The 21,094-nt window shown below is 56.5% G+C and carries 17 protein-coding genes, 4 tRNA genes and 1 pseudogene; 9 read left to right on the top strand and 13 right to left on the bottom strand.

Annotated elements, in window-relative coordinates:
- Positions 1-6 precede the first annotated feature (6 nt).
- Complete coding sequence (phoU, locus tag BSR28_RS05370) at positions 7-654, top strand: phosphate signaling complex protein PhoU (protein WP_073709581.1); 648 nt, start codon at positions 7-9, stop codon at positions 652-654.
- Between the two features lie 194 nt (positions 655-848).
- Here phoU and BSR28_RS05365 read toward each other — a convergent pair whose 3' ends face one another.
- Both BSR28_RS05365 and BSR28_RS05360 read right to left on the bottom strand, forming a co-directional pair.
- Positions 849-1,586: a phosphoglyceromutase gene (locus BSR28_RS05365; RefSeq protein ID WP_073709582.1), complete on the bottom strand. Its 738-nt coding sequence runs from the start codon at positions 1,584-1,586 to the stop codon at positions 849-851.
- 133 nt (positions 1,587-1,719) lie between these two features.
- The gene (locus BSR28_RS05360) at positions 1,720-5,259 is read right to left on the bottom strand and encodes a YhgE/Pip domain-containing protein (protein ID WP_073713558.1); all 3,540 of its coding nucleotides are present in this window, start codon (positions 5,257-5,259) and stop codon (positions 1,720-1,722) included.
- A 174-nt stretch (positions 5,260-5,433) separates the two neighbouring features.
- Between BSR28_RS05360 and BSR28_RS05355 the strand changes: the two genes are divergently transcribed.
- Positions 5,434-6,204 carry a TetR/AcrR family transcriptional regulator gene (locus BSR28_RS05355; protein ID WP_073709584.1) on the top strand — a complete coding sequence of 257 codons (771 nt, stop codon included), beginning with the start codon at positions 5,434-5,436 and terminating at the stop codon, positions 6,202-6,204.
- A gap of 96 nt (positions 6,205-6,300) precedes the next feature.
- Here the strand turns inward: BSR28_RS05355 and BSR28_RS05350 are convergent, their stop codons facing one another.
- The 8 genes from BSR28_RS05350 to BSR28_RS05315 form a co-directional block, all read right to left on the bottom strand.
- Positions 6,301-7,410 (bottom strand): DMT family transporter, encoded by a 1,110-nt coding sequence (locus tag BSR28_RS05350; protein WP_073709585.1) that lies wholly within the window; start codon positions 7,408-7,410, stop codon positions 6,301-6,303.
- 305 nt (positions 7,411-7,715) lie between these two features.
- Positions 7,716-8,495 (bottom strand): phosphate ABC transporter ATP-binding protein PstB, encoded by a 780-nt coding sequence (gene pstB, locus BSR28_RS05345; RefSeq protein WP_073709586.1) that lies wholly within the window; start codon positions 8,493-8,495, stop codon positions 7,716-7,718.
- Positions 8,496-8,550: 55 nt separating this feature from the next.
- Complete coding sequence (gene pstA, locus BSR28_RS05340) at positions 8,551-9,498, bottom strand: phosphate ABC transporter permease PstA (RefSeq protein WP_073709587.1); 948 nt, start codon at positions 9,496-9,498, stop codon at positions 8,551-8,553.
- Complete coding sequence (gene pstC, locus BSR28_RS05335; RefSeq protein WP_073709588.1) at positions 9,498-10,451, bottom strand: phosphate ABC transporter permease subunit PstC; 954 nt, start codon at positions 10,449-10,451, stop codon at positions 9,498-9,500. The genes pstA and pstC overlap by 1 nt, the downstream gene beginning before the upstream one ends.
- A 2-nt stretch (positions 10,452-10,453) precedes the next feature.
- The gene (gene pstS, locus BSR28_RS05330; protein WP_073709589.1) at positions 10,454-11,572 is read right to left on the bottom strand and encodes a phosphate ABC transporter substrate-binding protein PstS; all 1,119 of its coding nucleotides are present in this window, start codon (positions 11,570-11,572) and stop codon (positions 10,454-10,456) included.
- A 149-nt stretch (positions 11,573-11,721) separates the two neighbouring features.
- The gene (locus tag BSR28_RS05325) at positions 11,722-12,756 is read right to left on the bottom strand and encodes an NUDIX hydrolase (protein ID WP_083563098.1); all 1,035 of its coding nucleotides are present in this window, start codon (positions 12,754-12,756) and stop codon (positions 11,722-11,724) included.
- Between the two features lie 177 nt (positions 12,757-12,933).
- Positions 12,934-15,447 (bottom strand): RNA degradosome polyphosphate kinase, encoded by a 2,514-nt coding sequence (locus BSR28_RS05320; protein WP_083563096.1) that lies wholly within the window; start codon positions 15,445-15,447, stop codon positions 12,934-12,936.
- Positions 15,444-16,079 (bottom strand): hypothetical protein, encoded by a 636-nt coding sequence (locus BSR28_RS05315; protein WP_073709590.1) that lies wholly within the window; start codon positions 16,077-16,079, stop codon positions 15,444-15,446. The genes BSR28_RS05320 and BSR28_RS05315 overlap by 4 nt, the downstream gene beginning before the upstream one ends.
- A 135-nt stretch (positions 16,080-16,214) precedes the next feature.
- Here BSR28_RS05315 and BSR28_RS05310 point away from each other — a divergent pair.
- Positions 16,215-16,288: transfer RNA gene (locus tag BSR28_RS05310), tRNA-Lys, on the top strand.
- An 82-nt stretch (positions 16,289-16,370) separates the two neighbouring features.
- Here the strand turns inward: BSR28_RS05310 and msrB are convergent.
- From msrB to BSR28_RS05295, 3 genes and pseudogenes are all read right to left on the bottom strand, one after another.
- On the bottom strand, positions 16,371-16,787 hold the full coding sequence (gene msrB, locus BSR28_RS05305) for a peptide-methionine (R)-S-oxide reductase MsrB (RefSeq protein WP_073709591.1): 417 nt from the start codon (positions 16,785-16,787) through the stop codon (positions 16,371-16,373).
- A 72-nt stretch (positions 16,788-16,859) separates the two neighbouring features.
- Positions 16,860-16,994: pseudogene (locus tag BSR28_RS05300) on the bottom strand (excalibur calcium-binding domain-containing protein); the annotation flags it as partial.
- Between the two features lie 108 nt (positions 16,995-17,102).
- Entirely contained in the window at positions 17,103-18,995 is a 1,893-nt protein-coding gene (locus BSR28_RS05295) for a mechanosensitive ion channel family protein (protein WP_073709593.1), read from the bottom strand.
- Between the two features lie 155 nt (positions 18,996-19,150).
- On the opposite strand from BSR28_RS05295, the gene BSR28_RS05290 reads away from it, so the two are divergent.
- The 6 genes from BSR28_RS05290 (at position 19,151) to BSR28_RS05265 (ending at position 20,988) form a co-directional block, all read left to right on the top strand.
- Positions 19,151-19,223 (top strand) — tRNA-Glu (locus BSR28_RS05290).
- Between the two features lie 46 nt (positions 19,224-19,269).
- A tRNA-Asp gene (locus BSR28_RS05285) sits at positions 19,270-19,343 on the top strand.
- Between the two features lie 46 nt (positions 19,344-19,389).
- A tRNA-Phe gene (locus BSR28_RS05280) sits at positions 19,390-19,462 on the top strand.
- A gap of 65 nt (positions 19,463-19,527) precedes the next feature.
- Positions 19,528-20,184 carry a class I SAM-dependent DNA methyltransferase gene (locus BSR28_RS05275; RefSeq protein ID WP_073713557.1) on the top strand — a complete coding sequence of 219 codons (657 nt, stop codon included), beginning with the start codon at positions 19,528-19,530 and terminating at the stop codon, positions 20,182-20,184.
- A 73-nt stretch (positions 20,185-20,257) separates the two neighbouring features.
- Positions 20,258-20,695 (top strand): phage holin family protein, encoded by a 438-nt coding sequence (locus tag BSR28_RS09020; protein ID WP_073713556.1) that lies wholly within the window; start codon positions 20,258-20,260, stop codon positions 20,693-20,695.
- A complete protein-coding gene (locus tag BSR28_RS05265; RefSeq protein WP_073709596.1) occupies positions 20,692-20,988 on the top strand; it encodes a DUF3618 domain-containing protein in 297 nt (98 codons plus the stop codon). Before BSR28_RS09020 ends, BSR28_RS05265 begins: the two co-directional genes overlap by 4 nt.
- Positions 20,989-21,094: the final 106 nt, after the last annotated feature.

Genomic DNA, 21,094 nt, shown 5'->3' with positions numbered 1-21,094 from the left:
AACACCATGCGTGAAATCTACCGTCAAGAACTTAGCCACTTGGGCAATGATCTTGAAAGCCTAGCTAAGCTGGTTGCTAAAGCCCTAGACCGTGCGCGACTAGCCCTGGCAGAACAGGATCTAGAGCTAGCAGAAGAAACCATCGACGCTGATGACCGAATCGACGATCTAGCCATGGACATTGAGGGTGCCACCATGCACCTGCTAGCCCTCCAGGCTCCGGTAGCCACCGACCTGCGCTTGATTACCGGCACCATGCGTCTAGCTCAGAACCTAGAGCGTATGGGCGATATGGCCATGCACGTTGCTCAGGTAGCACGCGCTGCTTACCCCGAGCCGGCCACCCCGTCGCAGATCCAGGAAATCCTAATCCAGATGGCTAAGCGGACTCTGGACATGACCCTAGACCTGGGCACCGTCATCAAGAGCTCGGACGCCGAACTAGCCCAGAAGATCATCGATACCGATGATGAGATTGACGAACTACACCGTAAGGCTCGCCGTTTGATCCGTGACCCGGAGGTTGAACTAACCCGCGATCAGATCATCAACGGCACGCTGCTGTCTCGCTTCCTGGAGCGTACGGGCGACCACGCTTCCAAGGCTGCCAGCCGAATCATTTTCATGATTCGCGGCGAATACGTCCCCCACTGATTCTTTGGTTTTTCCTTGAGTTTTTGGGATTGAAGTATCAGTGACTTGCCCCCGTTAGTTTCCTCGTTTACAGTGCGCGATTATCGAAGAAGCTAACCAAAGAAAACCCCCGCCCTCCAGCTCCTGGAAAGGCGGGGGTTTTCCCTTTGTCTACTATGCGCAGCTAAGCTGCTTTAGCAGGAGGGAAGCTTTGCTCACTTACCCTGGGAAGCTACAGCCTTGATGGCTGCTTCAGCAGCTGCCGGGTCTAGGTAGCGACCACCCTTGGTGACGGGCTTGAGGTCTTCATCCAATTCGTAAACCAACGGAATACCGGTGGGGATGTTTAGACCAGCGATGTCATCGTCAGAGATGTCATCTAGGTGCTTCACGATCGCGCGCAGGGAGTTACCGTGGGCGGCAATCATGATAGTCTTGCCGGACTTGATATCGGGAACGATGGTTTCGTTCCAGAAGGGTAGTAGACGCTCTAGGACGTCCTTCAAGCATTCGGTAGCAGGAATCGGTTCGCCAGCGTAGCGGGGATCGCTATCCTGGGAGAACTCCGAGCCGGCCTCGATGGCGGGCGGCGGAACGTCGTAGGAACGACGCCATTCCATGAACTTTTCCTCGCCGTATTCGTCGCGGATTTCCTTCTTGTTCTTGCCCTGTAGAGCGCCGTAGTGACGTTCGTTTAGGCGCCAGTTACGCTCCACCGGAATCCAGTGACGGTCAGCCGCATCCAGAGCTAGGTTAGCGGTCATGATCGCGCGACGAAGCATGGAGGTGTAGAGCTTGTCGGGAAGCACGCCGGCTTCCTTTAGTAGCTGGCCACCCTTAGCAGCTTCGGAACGTCCCTTTTCGGAAAGCGGGACATCCACCCAGCCGGTGAACAGGTTCTTGGCATTCCATTCGGATTCTCCGTGGCGGAGAAGCACCAAAGTGTAGGTCATTTCAACCTCTTTCATTTCTAGGTGTCGTAGACGACTTTATTTTACCGCTCAAAACCAATGGGGGAAAACACTGGCCACCATTGACCAGGGTTTTCCCCCATTAGAGATTTTCCTATCTCAAAAGCCTAGGCCTTTAGGCGGGCCTTTGTGCCGGGTCAACCGGCAGAGGAACCGGGTCACGCCGGACGCGTGCCGCAATCAATGTGCCACCCACACCGATGACTGCCCAAATTCCGCAGACTAGCAATGTCATGCCAATTCCATAGCCAGCCCCAGCAATTCCGGTGCGAATCGAGTTCGCCACGTAGGTCATTGGGAAGATCTTGTTGAGGAACACCAGGAAGGAGCTGGTGGTCTCGATCGGGAAGGTTGCACCCATCGCCGCGATCTGAAGGATCAGCATCAACACGGACACGAAGCGACCACGGAAGGCCAGTGCCGCGATGAAGAACTGGTTCAGAGCGGTGTAGGTCAGGGAGGCGATAATCGCAATCAGGAACAGGTAACCCAGATCCTTTGCCCCTAGCTTGACGAACAGTTGCAAGCCGGCGACTGCGATAATTGCCTGTCCAACTGCCATGAGGGTGGCGGTAGTCATGCAGCGAGTTGCTGCCAACCACCAGCGCTCATCCTTGAAGCGACGGACATCAAGGGCCGGGAAGATCAGGAAGGTAGCGATTGCACCAACCCACAGCGCCAGGGCCAAGAACATCGGGGCGAAGCCAGAACCGTTAGTGGCAACCGCGTTTTCACGGATCGGGTCCACAATGATCGGCTTAGCGGCGGCATCAGACATGGAGCTGACCTTGCTATCAGACCAGCTAGGAATCTTATCCGCGCCCTTCTGTAGTTCAGAGCTTAGTTCGCCTGAACCATCAGCGGCCTTCTGAGCGCCATCGGCTAGTTCCCCAGCGCCGGAGTTCAGTTCGGAGGCGCCTTCAGCTAGCTGACCGGAAGCGTCAGCAGCCTTGTCTGCACCCTCGGCTAGCTTATTGGTACCATCGGCAGCCTTCTGAGCGCCTTCGGCCAACTGGCCAGCACCAGAAGCAGCAGTCTGAGCACCCTGAGCCAACTGGTTAATACCACGATCAAGCGCAGTAGCACCCTCAGCTAGCTGACCAGAAGCAGCCGCAGCCTTACCAGCACCATCAGCAACCTGAGCAGTACCACCAGCAGCCTTCTGAGCACCTTCCGCCAACTGGCCAGCACCAGAAGCAGCAGTCTGAGCACCCTGAGCCAACTGGTTAATACCACGATCAAGCGCAGTAGCACCCTCAGCTAGCTGACCAGAAGCAGCCGCAGCCTTACCAGCACCATCAGCAACCTGAGTGGTGCCACCGGCGGCCTGCTTGGCGCCCTCGGCTAGCTTACCGGCACCCTCAGAGGCGGCCTGTGCGCCATCGCCGAGCTGACCAAGCTTGGAAGCTAGCTCGTTGGAGCCAGCAGCTAGCTGGCCTAGACCCTGGTTGAGTTCCTTAGCACCAGCGCGCAGCTGAGCGGAAGCCTGCTGTGCCACCCCGGCCTTTTCCTTTAGCTGAGGTAGTTCGCCTAGGCCCTGCTTGAGGCCTTCAGCTAGCTGGTTGGAACCCTGAGAGACAGCCTTTGCGCCTTCGACGAGGGCGGGCATCTTGCCCTGGACCTTTTCTAGGCCACCGGCAAGCTGAGCGGCTCCCTGGTCAACCTGCTTAGCGCCCTCGACTAGCTTGGGTAGCTGCTGCTGAGCAGCCTGTAGTCGCTGACCCAAAGCCGGATCCGCGAGGGGCTGAGTAGCCTGCTGTAGCTGGCTCATACCACCGGCAACCTGAGCACTGCCGTTACGCAGGGCATCAGAGTTGGCCTGTAGTTTATTTAGGTTTTCACAGATCAGCGGGCTGCCGCCTAGCAGCTTACAGCTAGCGGCTAGCTTGTCGACACCTTCGGTGTACTGCTTGACGCCATCATTGAGTTTGGCGGAGCCACCCTGTAGCTGATCAACTGCACCGGGCAACTTGGTTAGTTCACCCATGGCCGGAAGCATGGCACCGAGCTGTTCACCAGCCTGGGCAACACCCTGGTTTAGCTGGGTAGTGCCCTGGTGTAGCTGCTGAGCACCCGCGGATAGCGCGTTGATACCTTCAGCTAGAGTCTGGGGGTCAGCCGGGTTGGCCGGCATTGCTGAAGCATCAGCACCGATTCCGGCAGCTAGCTGGGCGGAACCCTGAGCTAGTTTCTGGCTGCCTTCCAGTAGCTGGTTTAGCTTCGCGGTGGTTTCGTCAGAGGTGAGCTTGGCTAGCATCTGATCGATCTGAGCGGTGTATTCGTTAATGCCGTTGGCTAGTTTGGCAGAACCTTCTTCTGCGCCCTTAGTGCCTTCAGCTAGTTTCTGTGCGCCTTCGACCGCAGCGTGAGCGCCTTCAGATAGTTTCTGGGTACCAGCGGCTAATTCGCCAGACTTTTCCGCCAGGGTGTTAACGCCCTGGTTAACCTGGTTAGCACCATCAGCCAACTCCTTTAGTTTGGCTTGGAACTCTTCAGTGCCGGAAGCCAACTTGTTGGCACCCTGAGCACCTTCAGCCGCACCGGCTGCTAGTTTCTGGGCACCTTGGGCTAGTTCGCCGGTCTTTTCCGCTAGGGTATTGACGCCCTGGTTAACCTGGTTAGCACCTTCCGAAAGCTGGTTTAGCTTGCCTTCAAACTCCTGCGCTCCAGAAGCTAGTTGTTTGGCGCCTTCCGCACCTTGAGCAGCACCCTGGGATAGCTTTTGGGCGCCCTGGGCTAGTTCGCCGGTCTTTTCCGCTAGGGTTCCGACACCCTGGTTAACCTGGTTAGCACCTTCCGAAAGCTGGTTTAGCTTGCCTTCAAACTCCTGCGCTCCAGAAGCTAGTTTGTTAGCGCCCTGTGCACCCTCACTAGCACCATTAGCTAGTTTCTGGGCGCCCGAGGCCAGTTCTCCGGTCTTTTCCGCTAGGGTTCCGACACCCTGGTTAACCTGGGTGGCACCGTTAGCTAGTTCGGATAGCTTGACTTTAAATTCGCCGGTTCCGTCGGCTAGTTTTTCGGTACCATCCTTTAGTTTGTTGGTACCGTCTTCTAGTTTGCCGAGGCCGTCGTTTAGTTCTCCGGCACCGTCAGCAGCTTCTCCTAGCTTTTCCTTAACGGTTCCGAAGCTCATGTACATCTGGTCGATAATACGACTGGATCCCTGGGAAGAGACTTCATTCTGGAGGGTTTCAGCTACGGTTCGGGCCATGGTGCCCGCTAGGTAGTTGATGCCGTCATCGGTCTTAAGGTCCAGGGTGACGCTTTGGGCATCCTCGGTCCCCTGCTTGGTTAGGATCTCTGAAGTTCCGGCGGGGATCGTCAAGATAGCACGGTATTTACCGTCGGCTAGACCCTGGGTTGCTTCAGCTTCGGTGGCTTCAGTCCAGGTAAAGCCAACGTCTTCCCCATCCTTCGGGTGGGTGAGACGCTCGGTTAGTTCGTTACCGATTTCAATCTTTTGGTCGTCTCCCATGGGCAGGGTTTTAACTGCCGGAGAGTCTAGGTTAACGACGGCCGCATGGATTTTATCGATGCGGTTCATCGGGTCTTGGTAAGCGTAGGTCAAGAGACCTGCGTACATAAACGGAACAATAAAAATGGCGAACACAATGATAGCGTTCGCAACTTTACTTCCGGTTAAACGTTTTGGCATGATTCCTTCTTAAATAAACACGAAGTTTTGTCGGTTACTCAAAAATATACACCCCTGTATCTAAAAAGTCCAATAAAATATACAAAGATGTATCGCATACAACAATGTATGCATTTTCCTCACTTTCGTACTAGAATGCGCTCTAGAACAAACATTTCCATAAGGAGCATCAAATTGACAGCGAAACTAAAGGGTAGTGACCTTAAAGACACCATTAAGGGTGCTTTAAAAGAGGTGCGCCTACCCGCGGCGGGACGTTCCAAGGGCACCGCTAAACCGGATATGGAGGCAGAAAAGCCCCAGGAGCCCAAACTCTCTAGGAAACGTCTAGCTACCCGCGCTAAGTTAATCGATGCCGCTGGCCAGCTCTTCGCCACGCAGGGCGTAAGCGCTACCAGCTTGGAAGAAATCTGCGAGGCCGCGGGCTTCACTCGGGGCGCCCTGTACTCTAACTTCACCGATAAGAATGACCTGCTGATGCACGTCATTGAAGCTGAATACGCCCGACTATTTGCCTACCTGGATGATCACTGGCAAGAGATCCTAAAAGAAGCTCGGCCTGAAAACTACCAGGAAATCGTCTCCAACCTACTTCATTCACTACCCGTGGACCGGAACTACATTCTGCTGCAACAGCAGGTAGCTATGAGTGCCCTACGCTCCCCCGAATTGGGACGCATGACCGCTCCCCTATCTGATCGCTTTGCTGCCAAGGTTGGCAAGTTCGTCGCCGATTCACTCAACTCAATCGGCCGCGTCCCCGTCATCGCGGAAGCCCAGATTGGTGAGTTCGTGATCGCCCTAGTGGAACGCACCCTAAAGCGCCACGAAATGGTGAATCCCGGGGAGGACTTTAGTGAGGAAAAACTGGCGGAACTAATCAAGGTTTGGCTTCCAAACCTGTTGGAATCGCTATCTAAGCCGGCTGCAACCTCAGAAAAATAAGCCGGCTGCGACCTCGGAAAAATAAACCCGCTAGCTAGCGGCTAGCAGGCCACAAATTACGCTACGCTAGGCGCAAGCAAGCCTAAGAATCCAGGCTCAGGAACGACCCTCAGTCGGGCCACCTTCAAAGGAGCGGTGTAGGCCTTCGCTGGCCACACCCTCGGGATCAAGTAGGTCCTCGCCCTCCAAAATCGCACCCGGCAGACCACCGGTAACGATATCTTCGAAGGCCTGCGACAAACCAGCAGAGGTTTCCGGCAGGATGGTTTCTTCCTCAACCAAAGCTTCGTTACGTTCGGTAAAGCGCGGTCCAAGGGCGGAAACCTGCATCGCCAGGATAATCAACAGGCCACCCCAGATGAGGGAGCTGGTGAGCGGTTCACCCCAGAAGAGGATCGCAAACAGGGAAGCGAAAACCGGTTCCATAGAGAACATGAGCGCCACCGTGGTGGCAGAAATAATGGTCTGTGCCCAACCCTGTACCACCATGGCACCTAGGCCGGCAATGGCAGCCATGAAGAACAGTGCCACCCAGTCCCAAGTTTCGGTGGGTACGACGATTCCGTCGGGAATGGTGATGGTAGTGAAGATTAGTCCCATCATGCCCATCTGGACCACGGACATTCCGATCACGTCACCACGGGGTGCCCAGCGGCCCATCATCACAATGTGAAGCGCGTAAGCTAGCGCCCCCAAAAGGGTCAATCCTTCACCGATACCGAAGTTGATTTGACCACCGGATAGGGACAGGAAGGCCAGGCCGGTAATCGCTAGTACCACGGCAATCCAGTCGGCGAAGGCAACACGGACACGGAATAGTAGCCACACCAAAAGCGGTGTGAAAACGATGTACATGACGGTGATGAAGCTGGAAACCGAGGCCTGAATATAGAGTAGGCCGATGGTATTGAACAGCTGGCCGGCAGCGTAGATGGTGCCCAAAGCTAGACCGTAGAACCATTCACGACCGGTCATTCGCTTAATGCGGGGGAAGAACAGCAGCAGACCCAGCACGAAGGCCAAGTTAAAACGCCAAGACAGGTAGTCCATGCCGGGAATACGTTCCATCAGGCCTTTGGCCATAGGGAAGGTGGAGCCCCAGACTGCGCAAAGCATCAGGATACTGAGGGAAGCTACTAGCCGCGCTTGCTTTTCATTATTGGCAATCGACCAGTGCTTCTTGTGGCTTGTCTGGCGACCTGGCATGTACCCTCCCCGGTTTCCTCGATACTGTTATTTTCCGCCCCTAGAGTTTTAACTCTTAGCGCTTCGTAGGTTCATATCAAAGAAAAACCCACGTGGGATCGAGGTTCAAACAGTTTGCTCACCGACTTTTTAGCTTGCCGGATCTTCTCCATGAACCCTCCTACACGGGGGCGCTTAGCTAGTCTAGTTCATAGAGTGGCACATTGTCGAATGACGTGTTTTTTCCCTCTTTTTGCGCACTCTATTTCACAGCAGAAGAGCGGCGTTTGGGAATCCAAAACGCCGCTCTGCATAGTTGATTCGGTTTAGCCGAAACGACCAGAGATGTAGTCTTCGGTAGCCTTCTGGCTAGGGTTCTCGAAGATCACTGAAGTGTCGTCGATTTCTACCAGCTGACCGGGCTTGCCCTGAGCTTCAAGGTTGAAGAAACCGGTACGGTCAGAGACACGGGCGGCCTGCTGCATATTGTGGGTCACGATTACGATGGTGTATTCGCTCTTAAGTTCCTGCATTAGGTCTTCCACGGCCAGGGTGGAGATCGGGTCCAGCGCACTACAGGGTTCGTCCATCAGAATGATGTCGGGCTTCACCGCAATGGTACGGGCGATGCACAGACGCTGCTGCTGACCACCAGACAGGGCGCTACCGGGCTTTTCTAGCCGGTCCTTAACTTCGTTCCAGAGGTTGGCGCCACGTAGGGCCTTTTCGACGATTTCGTCCTGTTCGCTCTTGCTGATCCGACGGCGGTTGAGCTTGATCCCGGCTAGCACGTTTTCAGCGATGGACATGGTGGGGAACGGGTTGGGGCGCTGGAAAACCATACCGATCTTGCGTCGAACCTGGACGGGGTCGACGCCAGCTCCGTAGAGGTTTACGCCTTCTACTTTTACTTCACCTTCGACGCGAGCGCCGGGGATGACTTCGTGCATCCGGTTTAGGGTACGCAGGAAGGTGGATTTGCCACAGCCAGAGGGCCCAATGAGGGCGGTGATGGTGTGTTCTTCGATTTCCATGTTAACGTCTTTTACGGCGAGGAAGTTACCGTAGTAAATATTTTCGTTAACAACTTCGATTAGGGGGCTCATCTGTGATTTCCTTCAATCAGGTTGGCTGGGCCGGTTTGGTTTATTTCTTTTCCGCTTAGTTCTTACCCTTGGGGGCAAGCTTCCAGGCGATTCCACGAGCTAGTAGGTTTAGGACCATAACAATAATGATAAGGGCTAGTGCCGCTCCCCAAGCGCGATCAACGTGGATTGTGGGGGAACAGTTTACGGCGTCCGCGGCACACCCTAGGTCTACGGAAGTGTATTCCTGGTAGACGAAGACTGGCAGGGTGGACATGCGCTCATCAAAGAGGTTGAAGTTGATGCGGTCCGTGGCGCCGACGGTTACTAGTAGCGGCGCAGTTTCACCGATGACGCGGGCAATGGCTAGCATTACCGAGGTGGTTAGGCCGGCAGCACTGGTGCGTAGTACTACCTTGACGATGGTCAACCACTTGGGCACGCCGAGGGCGTATGAGGCTTCACGTAGTTCGTTGGGGACTAGGCGGAGCATTTCTTCACTGGAGCGAACCACGGTGGGGATCATCAGGATTGAGAGTGCTACCGAACCACGGAACCCGGAGATGTAGGCCGGGCCCATGATGATGGTGAAGAAGGCCAGAGCGAAAAGACCAGCAACGATTGAGGGGATACCGGTCATCACGTCCACTAGGAAGCGGGTGAAGCGGGCTAGGCGTCCTTGGAAACCGTACTCAGTCAGGTAGATGGCGGTGAATAGGCCAATGGGGACGGAGATGAGGGTTGCACCTAGGGTGACTAGCAGGGTGCCGATGATGGCGTGGTAGGCACCGCCCTGGGGTGACTGGCCGAAGACGCCGTTCATGGAGTAGCTCAGGAAGCTGGGGGTGAGCATCTTGGCGCCGTAGCCGATCGCTGATCCCAGTAGGGACACTAGCGGAATCATGGCTAGGGCGAAGGCGATGGTTACTAGGGCACCGGCGAACCAGTTTTTGCGTGCCCGGCTTCGCTCAAGGCCGGGGTCGGCAGGGGCGAAGGGGTTGGGCTTGGTTTTTGTCTGTGCCATTAGTTAGCTCCTGAGAATTCGGCGCGGCGGGCAATCAGGGCACGAGCTCCGAAGTTAACCACCATGGTGATCACGAAGAGGATTAGGCCGGTGGCAATCAACAGTGAACGTTCGTTTCCGAAGGCTTCACCGAACTGGGAAGCAATGTTAGCTGCGATGGTGGAGTGCTTGGCGTCTTGGAGGATGTGCCAGGAGTAGGTGTTACCTGCGGATAGCACCATTACTACGGCCATCGTTTCACCGAGGGCGCGACCTAGGCCCAGCATCGAAGCGGAGATGATTCCGGAACGACCGAAGGGAAGTACCGCCATGCGGATCATTTCCCAGCGGGTAGTACCTAGCGCTAGTGCTGCTTCCTCGTGGAGGCGCGGGGTCTGTAGGAACACTTCCCGGCTAATGGCGGTGATGATCGGCAGGATCATGATGGCCAGGATTAGTGAAGCTGACAGTAGCACGCGACCGTTCGGTGAGGGCGGTCCAGCGAAGAGCGGGATCCATCCTAGGTACTGGGAGATGACGTCGTAAACGGGGACGAGTTTGGGGATCAGCCATTTGCCGCCCCATAGACCGAAGACGACTGAGGGAATCGCTGCCAACAGGTCAACCAGATATCCCAACAGGGAGCCAACCTTGCGCGGTACGTAGTGGCTGATGAACAGGGCGATCCCGATGGAGATGGGGACGGCGATGATCATGGCGATGGTAGCCGCTAGTACCGTACCGAAGATTAGCGGTCCGGCAATCTGGAAGAGGCTGGCCCCATTGGGGTAGCCTTTGGCGTCGAAGGTCAGGCTGAAGTTGGTTAGTACGGGCCAAGCTTGGATGATCAAGAAGGCCGCGACTGCCGCTAGGGTCGCAAAGATGATCCAGGCGGCGCCGGTGGCGGTTCGGCGGAAGAAGTTATTGCCGAACCGCCCCGTCTTTTGGGTTGCCTGTTGGGCGAATCCACTCACTACTATTTCACCTTGATGCTATCGAGGGACTTGGCGATCTTTTCACGTAGGTTGGCTGATAGAGGCGCGGACTTGGCGGCCTGGGCGGCAGCGTTCTGACCGGCTTCTGAGGTTTCGTAGGAAACGAAGGCCTTCACTAGCTTGGCGGTGTTGTCATCCGGGTAGGTGGAGCAAACCACATCGTAGGAGACTAGGATCAGCGGGTAAGCGTCAGCAGCCTTGGGGGTACGGTTGATCTTGAAGGCTAGGTCTAGGTCAGACTTGCCAGCTAGTTCAGACTCGTCAAGGGTCTTGGCGGCGCCTTCAGCGTTGGGAGCAACGTACTGGTCGCCACTGCCCTTAACCTGGACAATGCCTAGGGTGCCAGCGGCAGAGTCGTCAACGTAGCCGATGGAGCCCTTACCGTTCTTGACTAGGTCAACCACACCCTGGGTCTTTTCACCGTTGGTGCCTTCTAGCGGCCACTTCTTGTTGGCTTCGTTGGTCCAGTCTTCGGGAGCAGCAGCGTGCATCCACTGGGTGAAGTTGTAGGTGGTGCCGGAGCCGTCAGCGCGGTGAACCGGGGTGATGTCTAGGTCAGGTAGGGCAACGCCAGCGTTTTCAGCGGCAATGGCCGGGTCGTTCCACTTGGTGATCTTGCCAGCGAAGATCTTGGCAATCACGGGAGCGGATAGGTTTAGCTTTTCGACGCCATCTAGGTTGAAGACCACGGCGATCGGGGAAATGTAAACCGGGATGTGTAGGGCGGGGCTGCCACAGCGTTCTTCAGCAGCAGCCTGGTCCTTTTCCTTTAGGACTTCGTCAGAACCAGCGAAGCTAACTTCCTTGGCTAGGAACTTCTTTACACCGGAGCCGGAGCCTACCGGGTCGTATTCGACCTTAGCGCCCTTTTGTTCCTGTTCGAAGCCGGCCTTCCAAGCGGCGATAGCGGCCTTCTGGCTGGAAGCGCCTGCGCCGGCTAGGGTGCCGGATAGTTCAGCAGGAGCAGAGGAGCCGCCTTCAGCAGACTTGTTGCCGGACTCAGTGCCGGTCGGGTTGTCAGAACCACAGGCGGCTAGAGTCATTGAGAGGGCGATGATAGCGGCGCCAGCAATGCGGCGGGTGTGCTTGAGGTTTTTCACGGTTTTCCTTTGTTCGCTATGGTGTAGTACTTCATTGGGGGATTTCCCCGAGTCCTACTGGACTGGGCGGGACAGAACCCGACTAGTGCATAGCGTAGGGGCCGTGAGTTACAGCTTGCCCATGCTTGGGTTAACAGTTGGTTAACGGTTTAAACAAGTTTCCGAGGGCGGTGTTTTTCCACGGAAATAACCTGCGGCTTCCCGTTCGGGTAGGCGATATGGGCCACCAGCATCTCTGCCGTTTTTAGTTCTTCGGCTTGGTTTTTAAGGGTTCGACGAGTCGGCGTATCGGCTGCTTCTTCCAGGGCCGCGACTAGGTCTTTTTGGGTGGGACGGTGGAAACAGACCACCGTGGGCTCACCTGGTTTGGCGATCAGTTGGCTCAGGGTAGCGCTGACCTGGGCGGGGTTTTCGGCGGCCTCATCCTCGCCCAGTTGGGGCAGTTCTTCGATCGCCAGCTCCGCTAGCCCCTGGTAGGGAGCTAGGGTTGTCAGGCAGCGACGGTAGGGGCTAGAGGCCAACTGGTTGATCCCGTATGAACTAAATAGTTCGACTAGGTCTAGCGACTGGGTGGCCCCAACTCGGTTCAGGGGGCGTTCATGATCGGGTCCGTCCCAGCGGTCCCGACTCTGGGCTTTGCCGTGCCTGGTCAGGATCACAGTGCGGGTTTCCAACTGTTGATTGTGCAGTTTACTGATCAGGTCATCTAGTAGCCGGCGGTCACCGCGGCGGGTAAGTAGTTTGCGGGCGCGCGTAGCTTTGACCCAGCGAACCTCGTCAATTTCACGACTGGAGGCACGGGCTACTGGCGGGCGGGTTAAGAGGGCCCCCGGGGCTACCTCGGCACGACCAATCCAGTAGTAGACCTCTTTGGTTTGGCCGGATCCAAGTCGGTAACGCTGAGTTAACAACGGGCATTCCAAACGGATGGGCAGACCGGTTTCTTCCTCAACTTCACGCACAGCGGCGGAAAGAATATGCTCGCCGGGTTCTGATTTCCCCTTGGGCCAGGACCAGTCATCATAGCGCGGTCGGTGCACGATGAGGACTTCGATCTGGTTTTCACTGAGTGGCTGATTCGCTTGGTCAGAGCCTTTGCCACCGCCCTCATTTAGGGGTCGCCAGACTAGCGCACCGCCGGCGCGAATAATCCGGCTGGGTCGTGGAGCAGGCGTTGGTGACATGTTTTTATTATGGTGCCTACAGGGCCTTGGGTCTACCCGGCAAACGTTTCCTTAACCCACGCAGGATTCTTTTTCTTTGAAATCCTGCGGGTGGATTAGGGATATGGATTTAGTTACGTCACCCGGTCAGACCCAGCTACCTTTTAGTGCCTTTAGGATCCCTGTGTGGTCGCGTTTTTAGCCGCGTCCCTTTACCCGGGCAGAGGTCTCTGCCATGAGTTTCTCTTGGTAGTCGACTAGCTCTTCCCCAGACTTCTTATGGGTCCGACGCTCCCAGGTGCCGTTCTTCCGCAGGCGCCACGAGGAGGTCTTCCCGGCGGCTTCTTCACGGACCATCCGGTAGAGGGTTTCCACGTGTTCGGGTTGCTTGATCTTGACTAGGGCTTCGATACGGCGGTCGAGGTTACGGTGCATGAGGTCAGCCGAACCAATCCAGACTTCCTTGTCTCCCCCGTTTTCGAAGGCGTAGACGCGGGAGTGCTCTAGGTAGCGGCCGAGGATGGAACGCACCTTAATATTTTCGGATAGTCCGGGTACGCCGGAACGAATCGCGCAGATGCCACGGACTACTAGGTCTACCTTCACGCCGGCTTGGCTGGCTCGGTAGAGGGCGTCGATGACGCGCTCGTCCACAATGGAGTTGACCTTAATGCAGATGCGGGCAGGACGACCAGCTTGGAAGTGCTCTACCTCCCGTTCGATTCGTTCAATGAGTCCGTCACGGATGGAGCGCGGAGCCACTAGGAGTCGATCGAAAGTAGCTAGAGGCGCGTAGCCGCTCATGAGGTTAAATAGGCGGGTTAGGTCTTCAGCTACGGTTTCGTCGCAGGTTAGGAGACCTAGGTCTTCGTAACCACGAGCGGTCTTCGGGTGATAGTTACCGGTACCAACGTGGCAGTACCGACGTAACCCGTCCCCCTCGGCGCGAACAACTAGGGAGAGCTTGCAGTGAGTCTTAAGCCCGATCATGCCGTAGACGACGTGTACGCCGGCTCGTTCTAGCTTACGGGCCCAGGAGATGTTGGCGTCCTCGTCAAAGCGGGCTTTAATCTCAACGATCGCGACCACCTGTTTGCCGGCCTGGGCGGCGGCAATCAGGGAAGAAACGATGGGCGAATCGGAACTGGTACGGTACAGAGTCTGCTTGATGGCCTGCACCTGGGGGTCTTTCGCGGCGGTCGCAATGAAGTGTTGGACGGAGGTCGCGAAGGAATCGTAGGGGTGGTGCAGCAGAATATCGTGGTCACGCATGGACGCGAAGATATCTGCGGGAGTGGAGCTTTCCACCTTTGAGAGGCCCCGGGCGGTGACGGGCACGAAGTTGGGGTACTTCAGGTGCGGCAGTTCTAGGTCGTGGAGCTCGTTTAGGCAGGTGAGGTCTAGGGGCTCGGGTAGGAGGTAGACGTCCGCGTGGGTGATTTCGAGTTTGCGGACCAGGAAGTCTAGGACCCAGCTGGAGACGTCAGCAGCCACCTCGAGGCGGACGGCGGGGCCGAACTTGCGGCGTAGCAGTTCAGCTTCCATCGCGGTGAGGAGGTTTTCGGCGTCGTCTTCTTCGACCTCGACGTCTTCGTTACGGGTGAGGCGGAATAGGTGGTGTTCCTTGATTTCCATCCCCGGGAAGAGTTCGTCTAGGTGGGCGCAGATGATTTCCTCTAGGGGCACGAAGGTGGCGCCGCCACGGTCTTCCACGAAGCGGGCAGGCTTGATTTCGGTGCCTAGGGTTTCTACGCAGACGAAGCGCGGTAGGGAGTCGGGTACCTTCACGCGGGCGAAGTATTCCTTGTCGCTGATAACGTTGCGGGCCACGACGGCGATGTTCAGGGACAGGCCCGAAATGTAGGGGAAGGGGTGTGAGGGGTCGACCGCTAGCGGGGTGAGGATGGGGAATAGCTCGGAGCGGAAGTAGTCCCCTAGGGTTTGTTTGGTTTCCTCATCTAGCTGCTTCCAGCGGCGTAGGCGCACCCCGGCGTCCTCGAGGGCGGGTTTGATGGTGTCTTGGAAGAAGTCCGCTTGGCGGCGGGTTAGTTGGCGGGTGCGCGTGCGGATGCCGTCAATAACCTGCTGGGGTGAGAGGCCCGAGGCGGCGGGTTTGGCGATTCCGGCGGCGATGCGGCGTTTGAGGCCGGCGGCGCGGACCATCATGAACTCGTCTAGGTTGGAGGAGAAGATCGCTAGGAACCAGGCGCGTTCTAGCAGGGGTAGGCGTTCGTCTTCGGCCTGCTCTAGGACGCGTTCGTTGAAGGCCATCCAGGATAGTTCTCGGTCGGCAAAGCGGCCGGCGGGCAGCGGCTTGTCTAGGCCTAGTTCGACGCCTTCACTGAGGGGTTCAGAAATGGGCGTGGGTAGTTCTTCAAAGAAGAGGGTATTGTCGTCGAATTCGTCGGCGTCATCATTGTCGAGGTCGAATTGGCTGTTTGAGTATTCGACTTCGCCTTCTTCTTGGTCAGACTTTTCGGCTTTGTGGGCACTGTCGGACTTGTGGTCCGCTTGGTCTTTCGCGTCGTCTTTTTGCTTGTCTGAGGTTTTGGCTTTTTCGTTGGGTGCGTTGTTTTCCGCTTCTGCTTCAGACTCAGCCTGGGCTTTTTCTTGGCCACCAAGAACTAGCCCGGCCAGCAGGCTTTTCTTGACGTGATGGAAGTCTTCTGGTCGGGCTGAAGAGAAGATCTCTTCTGGTTCTTGGTTGCTCATACTAATCCTTCTGGGCTGGCGGCTTTACGAGCTCCGGCTAGGAGTTCGTCACTGGTTTTGATTAGGGCTCCGGCTCGGGTGGTTACCTGGTCGGCTAGTTCGTCGTGGTCGTCGGTGATCCATTCTGGACCGCAGCAAACGCCGGCTGCTAGAACCCGCATGAGGGTACCGGCAGCAGCTAATAGGGCGGCCAGATTGGAGGTACCTTTGCCGGCCATGAGGTCACCAATGCGCTGCATGGTGGTTTCTAGGCCCGGTAGGTGACGTCCAGTTTTAGCTAGGTACTCAGAAAGGCTCTTTTGCCCGTCGTGGTAGCGTGCATAAATCGTCTCTGGTTCACGGTCGTACCACTGCTTGAGCAGGTAAAGACGCCATAGTTGTCCGGCTAGGCTGCCGGCGCTGGAACGCGCCCAGAGGGCTGATACGGTATCGACGCCCTCGGTTTGGATTACATGGGCAAGTTGTTGTACTTGTTCCGCGGTGAACTCTTCATCGCTTTCCCCCAGTAGGGCATGGGCCGAGGTGGTAGCCGCACTGGTGGTGATGGCAGGGTCTTCGTCACCGGGAATTTGTTCGGCAACTTCCGGGTCGAGCATCGCTGGTCGACGCGGCTGAAAATCTTCATGGTTCATGATTTTCTTCCTCTCAAAGCTATGTTGAGTTGTATCACACATTATGCCTGATAGGACACTAATTTGCAGCCGGGATGACGAAAGAAAAAAAGCTGGTTATAATGTTTCGGCACGCAGAATTTAGCGTGTGGCACTGGGCCTCTAGCTCATCTGGTTAGAGCAACGGACTTTTAATCCGTGGGTGCGGGGTTCGAGTCCCCGGGGGCCTACCGCCAAAATACCCCACGAGCTGGTTTCAGTTCGTGGGGTATTTTAATTCTTTTCATTCGCCCTTTCGGGCTCTACCTATGATTAGGCCGGATCAGGTTCAAAGGTCAGGCAGATCGAGTTCATGCAGTAACGCTGACCTGTGGGGGTCTGCGGCGCATCGTCAAAGATATGTCCCAGGTGTGATTCACAGTTGGAGCAGCGCACCTCAATCCGGTGCATACCGTGGGAGTGATCCTCAATCTGGTAGGTAGCGCCCTCCTCGGCAGCAAAGAACGCCGGCCAGCCGCAACCAGAGGCGAACTTGGCGTCCGAGCGGAAGAGCTTGGCCCCGCAGGCGCGGCAGTAGTAGGTGCCCGGGCGGTCTTCCTCGATCAGGGTGCCACTACCGGGTAGCTCGGTACCAGCCTCGCGCAGCACATGGTATTCCATGGGATTGAGCAGGGTCCGCCACTTTGCTTCCGTGTAGGTTTTCGGGTCGACAGTTTCGTTTTCGTTCATGTTCCCTCTATCTGTTTCCCGCTTTTGGGCTGGGTTTGGCAGAATTTTCTACCCCAGTATAAGACGAGGGGGTCAGCGGCGGCGCTTCTTGCCCTTCTTGCCCTTGAAAGGTTCGCAGGCAATACCGTCACCGTCACCATCGAGTTGTGGCCGGTAGCCGGGTTCGCCGCGGTGGATGGGGGCGGCACCGGCAGCTCGGGCGGCCGCACAGTTCTTGTAATAGACCGAACCGGAGGCCTGCTTCGGGGCGGCTTTCTTTACGGGTGCGGGCTTGTGGGCAGCTTTCTTGACCGGGGCCGGCTGAGCCTATCGGCGCTATTCGCCACCGTGTCCTACGGGACGTGAAGGATCGGTGGGGTCATTGGGGTCACCGTGACGCAGTTCTTCTTCACGAGCCTGCGCTTCGGCCTGCTGCCGGCGAATATTGGCTTCCCGTTCGGCTAGCGCTTCTGGGCCGGGTCCGGACATGGCGCGGGCACGTTCCTCAGCTTCCGGAGAGCCAGAATAGAGGCGTTCTTGGGCCGGGTCGGTGTCAACTACGTTTCGTCCCGCTACCGGCAGGTCTGCAGTTTGAGCCGATTTTTGGCTCTTTTCGGCGGCCGAGGGATTAGTGATTTCCGGTTTTGCTTTCGCCGAGGTCGCTTCGACCGGTTGTCCCTGAAGGGCCCGGATTTGTTCGGGGCTGAGGACGGTGGTGAGGTCTACTTCCTCGACGGGGTTTTTGGCACGTTCACGTTCAATTCGCGCAAGGTTCCCTTCAGCCTGTTGGATTTTGGCGCGGCGTTTACGCGCTTCGGAGCGTTCACGCTTGGAGCGGTTTCGGGCGGCTTTTAGTCGTGCCACCACGAAGGGGTCAGCTTTCCCGCCGGCTACCTGGTTAGCATGTTGGACGAGCACGCTGGTTTGGTCGGCGGTGATTTCTTGATTTGCCTCGTTGGTTTCGGGGGCGGGGTTGCCGCCGGAGATCATGGCTAGTTCTTCGGCTAGGCGGGCAATATCCGCGTCCGATTCGCGGTTTTCTACATGCTGCACTTCTTGCTGTTGGAAGCGGGTCCGGATTAGTGCATAGGGGGCATTTCGGACCGTCCAGTCGACTAGGTGCTCTCGCAGGTAGCAGCGCAAATCCCAGAGGTTTGAAGGATTGTCGGCAGAGACACAGACACGCACTAGCAGGGTTCCGGCAGGGGCGTCAGTGCATTGAATGGTGGCGGTTTCACCGTCCCAGAGGTCGGTATTGGCCAGTAGTCGCTGCATTTCTAGGCGTAGCGCGGGCAGGGGCGCACTCCAGTCCATGGGTAGTTCCACGGTCCCCAGGACGCGGGTGTGGCGGCGGGTCCAGTTTTCGATGGATTTTTCGGTCAGCATCTTGGAGGGAATGATGAGTCGCTTTTCATCCCACAGGCGCAGCACCACATAGGTGAGCGTGATTTCTTCGACCGTGCCGTATTGGCCTTCGAATAGCAGGATGTCACCGACACGTACGGAGTCGGTGAAGGCTACTTGCAGTCCGGCAAACATATTTCCGAGGACGCTTTGGGCGGCAATACCGGCGACGATGGAGATAATACCGGCGGACGATAGTAGCGCGGTCATTCCGGTTCGGGCTGCGGGGAAGGTTAACAGGGCGACGATTACACCAATGCTGAAGATGATGGCCTGCAGGACCCGGCGTAGCACTTGGGTTTGAGTGGTGACTCGGCGAGCTCGCCCACCGGTGGAATCCCCATAGCGATTAACAGCAATATCCTCGATGACATGGGCGGCAGCTAGTAGCACCCAAGTGGCGGCGGCAATAATCGCTAGGATCATGCCGTGTTGGAAGACCGCAATCCAGGGAGCATTGTCGATGCTGACGCCCATTTCTCCGTAATCCACACCAATGGAGGCACCAATAATTAGGACTAGGATCGGGATTGGTAGGCGTAGGCGGTGTGCTAATAACTGACCGGGTTTGGTACGGCTGAGCATGAGTCGGACAATCACAAAGATAACAATGCCGACTAGTAATCCGATGAAGGCACCAAAAGCGGCTGAACCGATGATGGTGGCAATATCGACGGTAGCTTCCACGGCCTTCTCGGTAGCTTTCCCGACCCCCTCTGGGGTGGCGGGGTCTTTTTCTAGGAACCTAAGGAAATTGGGCAGAGCCCATCCCCCACGGTTCGGTAGAGCTACTTGCAGGACCGGAATGATCGTTGATAGAGCCATGTATTAAGGGTATAAAGTATGGCTTCTTTTCGCGCGTTCTTAGAGGGTTTCAAGGTCCGGTGAGCCGGTTCACAGCGTTTGAGTTTGCGTCGGCACCCATTTTCCCTATATGATTTTCCAGTCTTAACGACGCTAAGAACTTCGGTTCGATGGCAGCCCCCATCGTCTAGCGGCCTAGGACACTGCCCTTTCACGGCAGCGGCACGGGTTCGAATCCCGTTGGGGGTACTGGATCTAAAAGATCCAAACTATAAGGCTTCGTCCTTAAAAACGAGGCCCCGTAGCGCAGTTGGTTAGCGCGCCGCCCTGTCACGGCGGAGGTCGCGGGTTCAAGTCCCGTCGGGGTCGCCGACAATAGTGGCCGATCATTTTTTGGTCGGCTCTTTTGTCACATGGCCCTGTAGCTCAGTTGGCAGAGCGTTCGACTGAAAATCGAAAGGTCACCGGATCGACGCCGGTCGGGGCCACAAGCACTCTCACAGTTTCTGTGAGAGTTTTCTTGTATCAGCCAGAAAACCACCAAAGGAGCCTCATGGTTTCTGAGCCTACCGCCTTCGATAAAGCCGCCGCCCAGTGGGACGATGAACGACGCACTGCCCGCGCCCAACGCCTAGCCAAGCAGATCCTTCAGTATCTAAAGGAAACGAAAACCGCCCTACCTCAAGCATCGCTCTTAGAGTTTGGGTGCGGCACTGGACTAATCTCTTTCGCTTTAGCCCCAGCTGCCCAACAGTTTTACGGTTACGACATTTCTCAACCCATGCTGGAACGCTATGCCGCGAAAGCCAAAGTCTTCACTCCCCTGTTCCCCGGACAGAATTTCAAAGCGGTCACCCAGCTGGATGACGTTCCAGGAGTCGACCTAATTGTTATCTGCCAGGTGCTGCATCATATTGAGAATGCACGGGAGCTCATTGAGACTCTCAAGGGGAAGCTCAATCCTGGGGGCCAACTACTGGTAGTCGACTTCCCCGCCGGCGCTGATTTCTACCACTCCACCACTGATACCGAAATCCACCATGAGGGATTTACCCGTCAGCAGTGGGAAAACTGGTGCCTGGAGGCCGGTTTTGCAAGCACTGATTGGCGAATCATTTATCAGGGAACTAAAACCGATCCCGAAGGCAAAGAGCACAAGTACGAACTATTCCTTGGGGTCGCCCGCGCACAAAGTGGCGAAAATCGCTAGAATAGCGACCAGAACTGTAAGCAATCATCGATCCGTCCGCCTTCGCGGCGACGACAGAAGGGACCCAGTCACGATGAGCACCCCCGAACAGATGAGCTCTAAGCCTGAAACTCAGGCTCAGGCTCGCGCAGACCGCCCCTCGGTAGGGGAACTGGTCGGCCTAGTTTCCACCCAGGCTTCCGCCCTGGTCAAGGGCGAGATCACCCTTGCAAAAGCTAAGGCAGCTGCTGCCGGTAAGCGATTCGGTGTCGCTGGCGCCCTACTGGCCCTAGCTGGCATCCTTTCCTTCTACCTGATCGAGCGCCTATTCCGCGCCGCCGAGTATGCCTTCGGCCTGCTAGTTCCGATGTGGGCAGCCAGCCTAATCGTGGCCGGCTTGATCCTCCTCGTCATGGGTCTACTAGCAGGGGTGGCCTTAGCATCCATAAAAAAAGGTAAGAACAACATGCCGAACCCCGGTGAAGGCATGGGCAAGAATGTAGCTGCCGTTAAGAAGGGACTAAAGAAGTGAGCCAGGCATACGATTTCTCTGGAAGTCCGGAATCGATCGAACGTCAGCTGGAACAGATCCGCGCTGAGTTCGCCACCAACGTCGAAGCCCTAGCTGGTCGGGTTACCCCCAAAGCCCTAGCGCAGGATGCTAAAGAATCTGCCAAAGAAAAGGTAGAAAATACTAAAGCCGCAGTGGTAAACACCGTCAATAACGCTAAGGAAGGCGACCGCGTTGCTCAGCGTAATATTGCGATTGCCGCCGCCGCTACCGCTGCCGTGATCGGTTTAGTTGCCTGGAAGATTTTCCGCTGACTGCGTGATATTTACCGTTCCAAGTAGTTTACTTGGGGTTTTTTCGGGTATTCTATTACAGGATTGAATTTTTCATTGTCTTGAGGAGTGCCACCCACGCACTCCG

Origin of the sequence: Boudabousia liubingyangii, assembly GCF_001907245.1 — a bacterium.
Taxonomy (GTDB): Bacteria; Actinomycetota; Actinomycetes; order Actinomycetales; family Actinomycetaceae; genus Boudabousia; species Boudabousia liubingyangii.
The sequence above is the reverse complement of the archived record's forward strand: the minus strand, read 5'-3'. Positions and strand labels throughout refer to the sequence as shown.

Excerpts from the sequence above, each read along its gene's own strand:
- msrB (WP_073709591.1), bottom strand. The coding sequence starts at position 16,787 with ATGAACGAAAACGAAACTGTCGACCCGAAAACCTACACGGAAGCAAAG.
- phoU (WP_073709581.1), top strand. The coding sequence starts at position 7 with ATGCGTGAAATCTACCGTCAAGAACTTAGCCACTTGGGCAATGATCTT.
- pstA (WP_073709587.1), bottom strand. The coding sequence starts at position 9,498 with ATGGCACAGACAAAAACCAAGCCCAACCCCTTCGCCCCTGCCGACCCC.
- BSR28_RS05320 (WP_083563096.1), bottom strand. The coding sequence starts at position 15,447 with ATGAGCAACCAAGAACCAGAAGAGATCTTCTCTTCAGCCCGACCAGAA.
- BSR28_RS09020 (WP_073713556.1), top strand. The coding sequence starts at position 20,258 with ATGAGCACCCCCGAACAGATGAGCTCTAAGCCTGAAACTCAGGCTCAG.
- BSR28_RS05325 (WP_083563098.1), bottom strand. The coding sequence starts at position 12,756 with ATGTCACCAACGCCTGCTCCACGACCCAGCCGGATTATTCGCGCCGGC.
- BSR28_RS05275 (WP_073713557.1), top strand. The coding sequence starts at position 19,528 with ATGGTTTCTGAGCCTACCGCCTTCGATAAAGCCGCCGCCCAGTGGGAC.
- BSR28_RS05315 (WP_073709590.1), bottom strand. The coding sequence starts at position 16,079 with ATGAACCATGAAGATTTTCAGCCGCGTCGACCAGCGATGCTCGACCCG.
- BSR28_RS05365 (WP_073709582.1), bottom strand. The coding sequence starts at position 1,586 with ATGACCTACACTTTGGTGCTTCTCCGCCACGGAGAATCCGAATGGAAT.
- BSR28_RS05360 (WP_073713558.1), bottom strand. The coding sequence starts at position 5,259 with ATGCCAAAACGTTTAACCGGAAGTAAAGTTGCGAACGCTATCATTGTG.
- BSR28_RS05295 (WP_073709593.1), bottom strand. The coding sequence starts at position 18,995 with ATGGCTCTATCAACGATCATTCCGGTCCTGCAAGTAGCTCTACCGAAC.
- pstB (WP_073709586.1), bottom strand. The coding sequence starts at position 8,495 with ATGAGCCCCCTAATCGAAGTTGTTAACGAAAATATTTACTACGGTAAC.
- BSR28_RS05350 (WP_073709585.1), bottom strand. The coding sequence starts at position 7,410 with ATGCCAGGTCGCCAGACAAGCCACAAGAAGCACTGGTCGATTGCCAAT.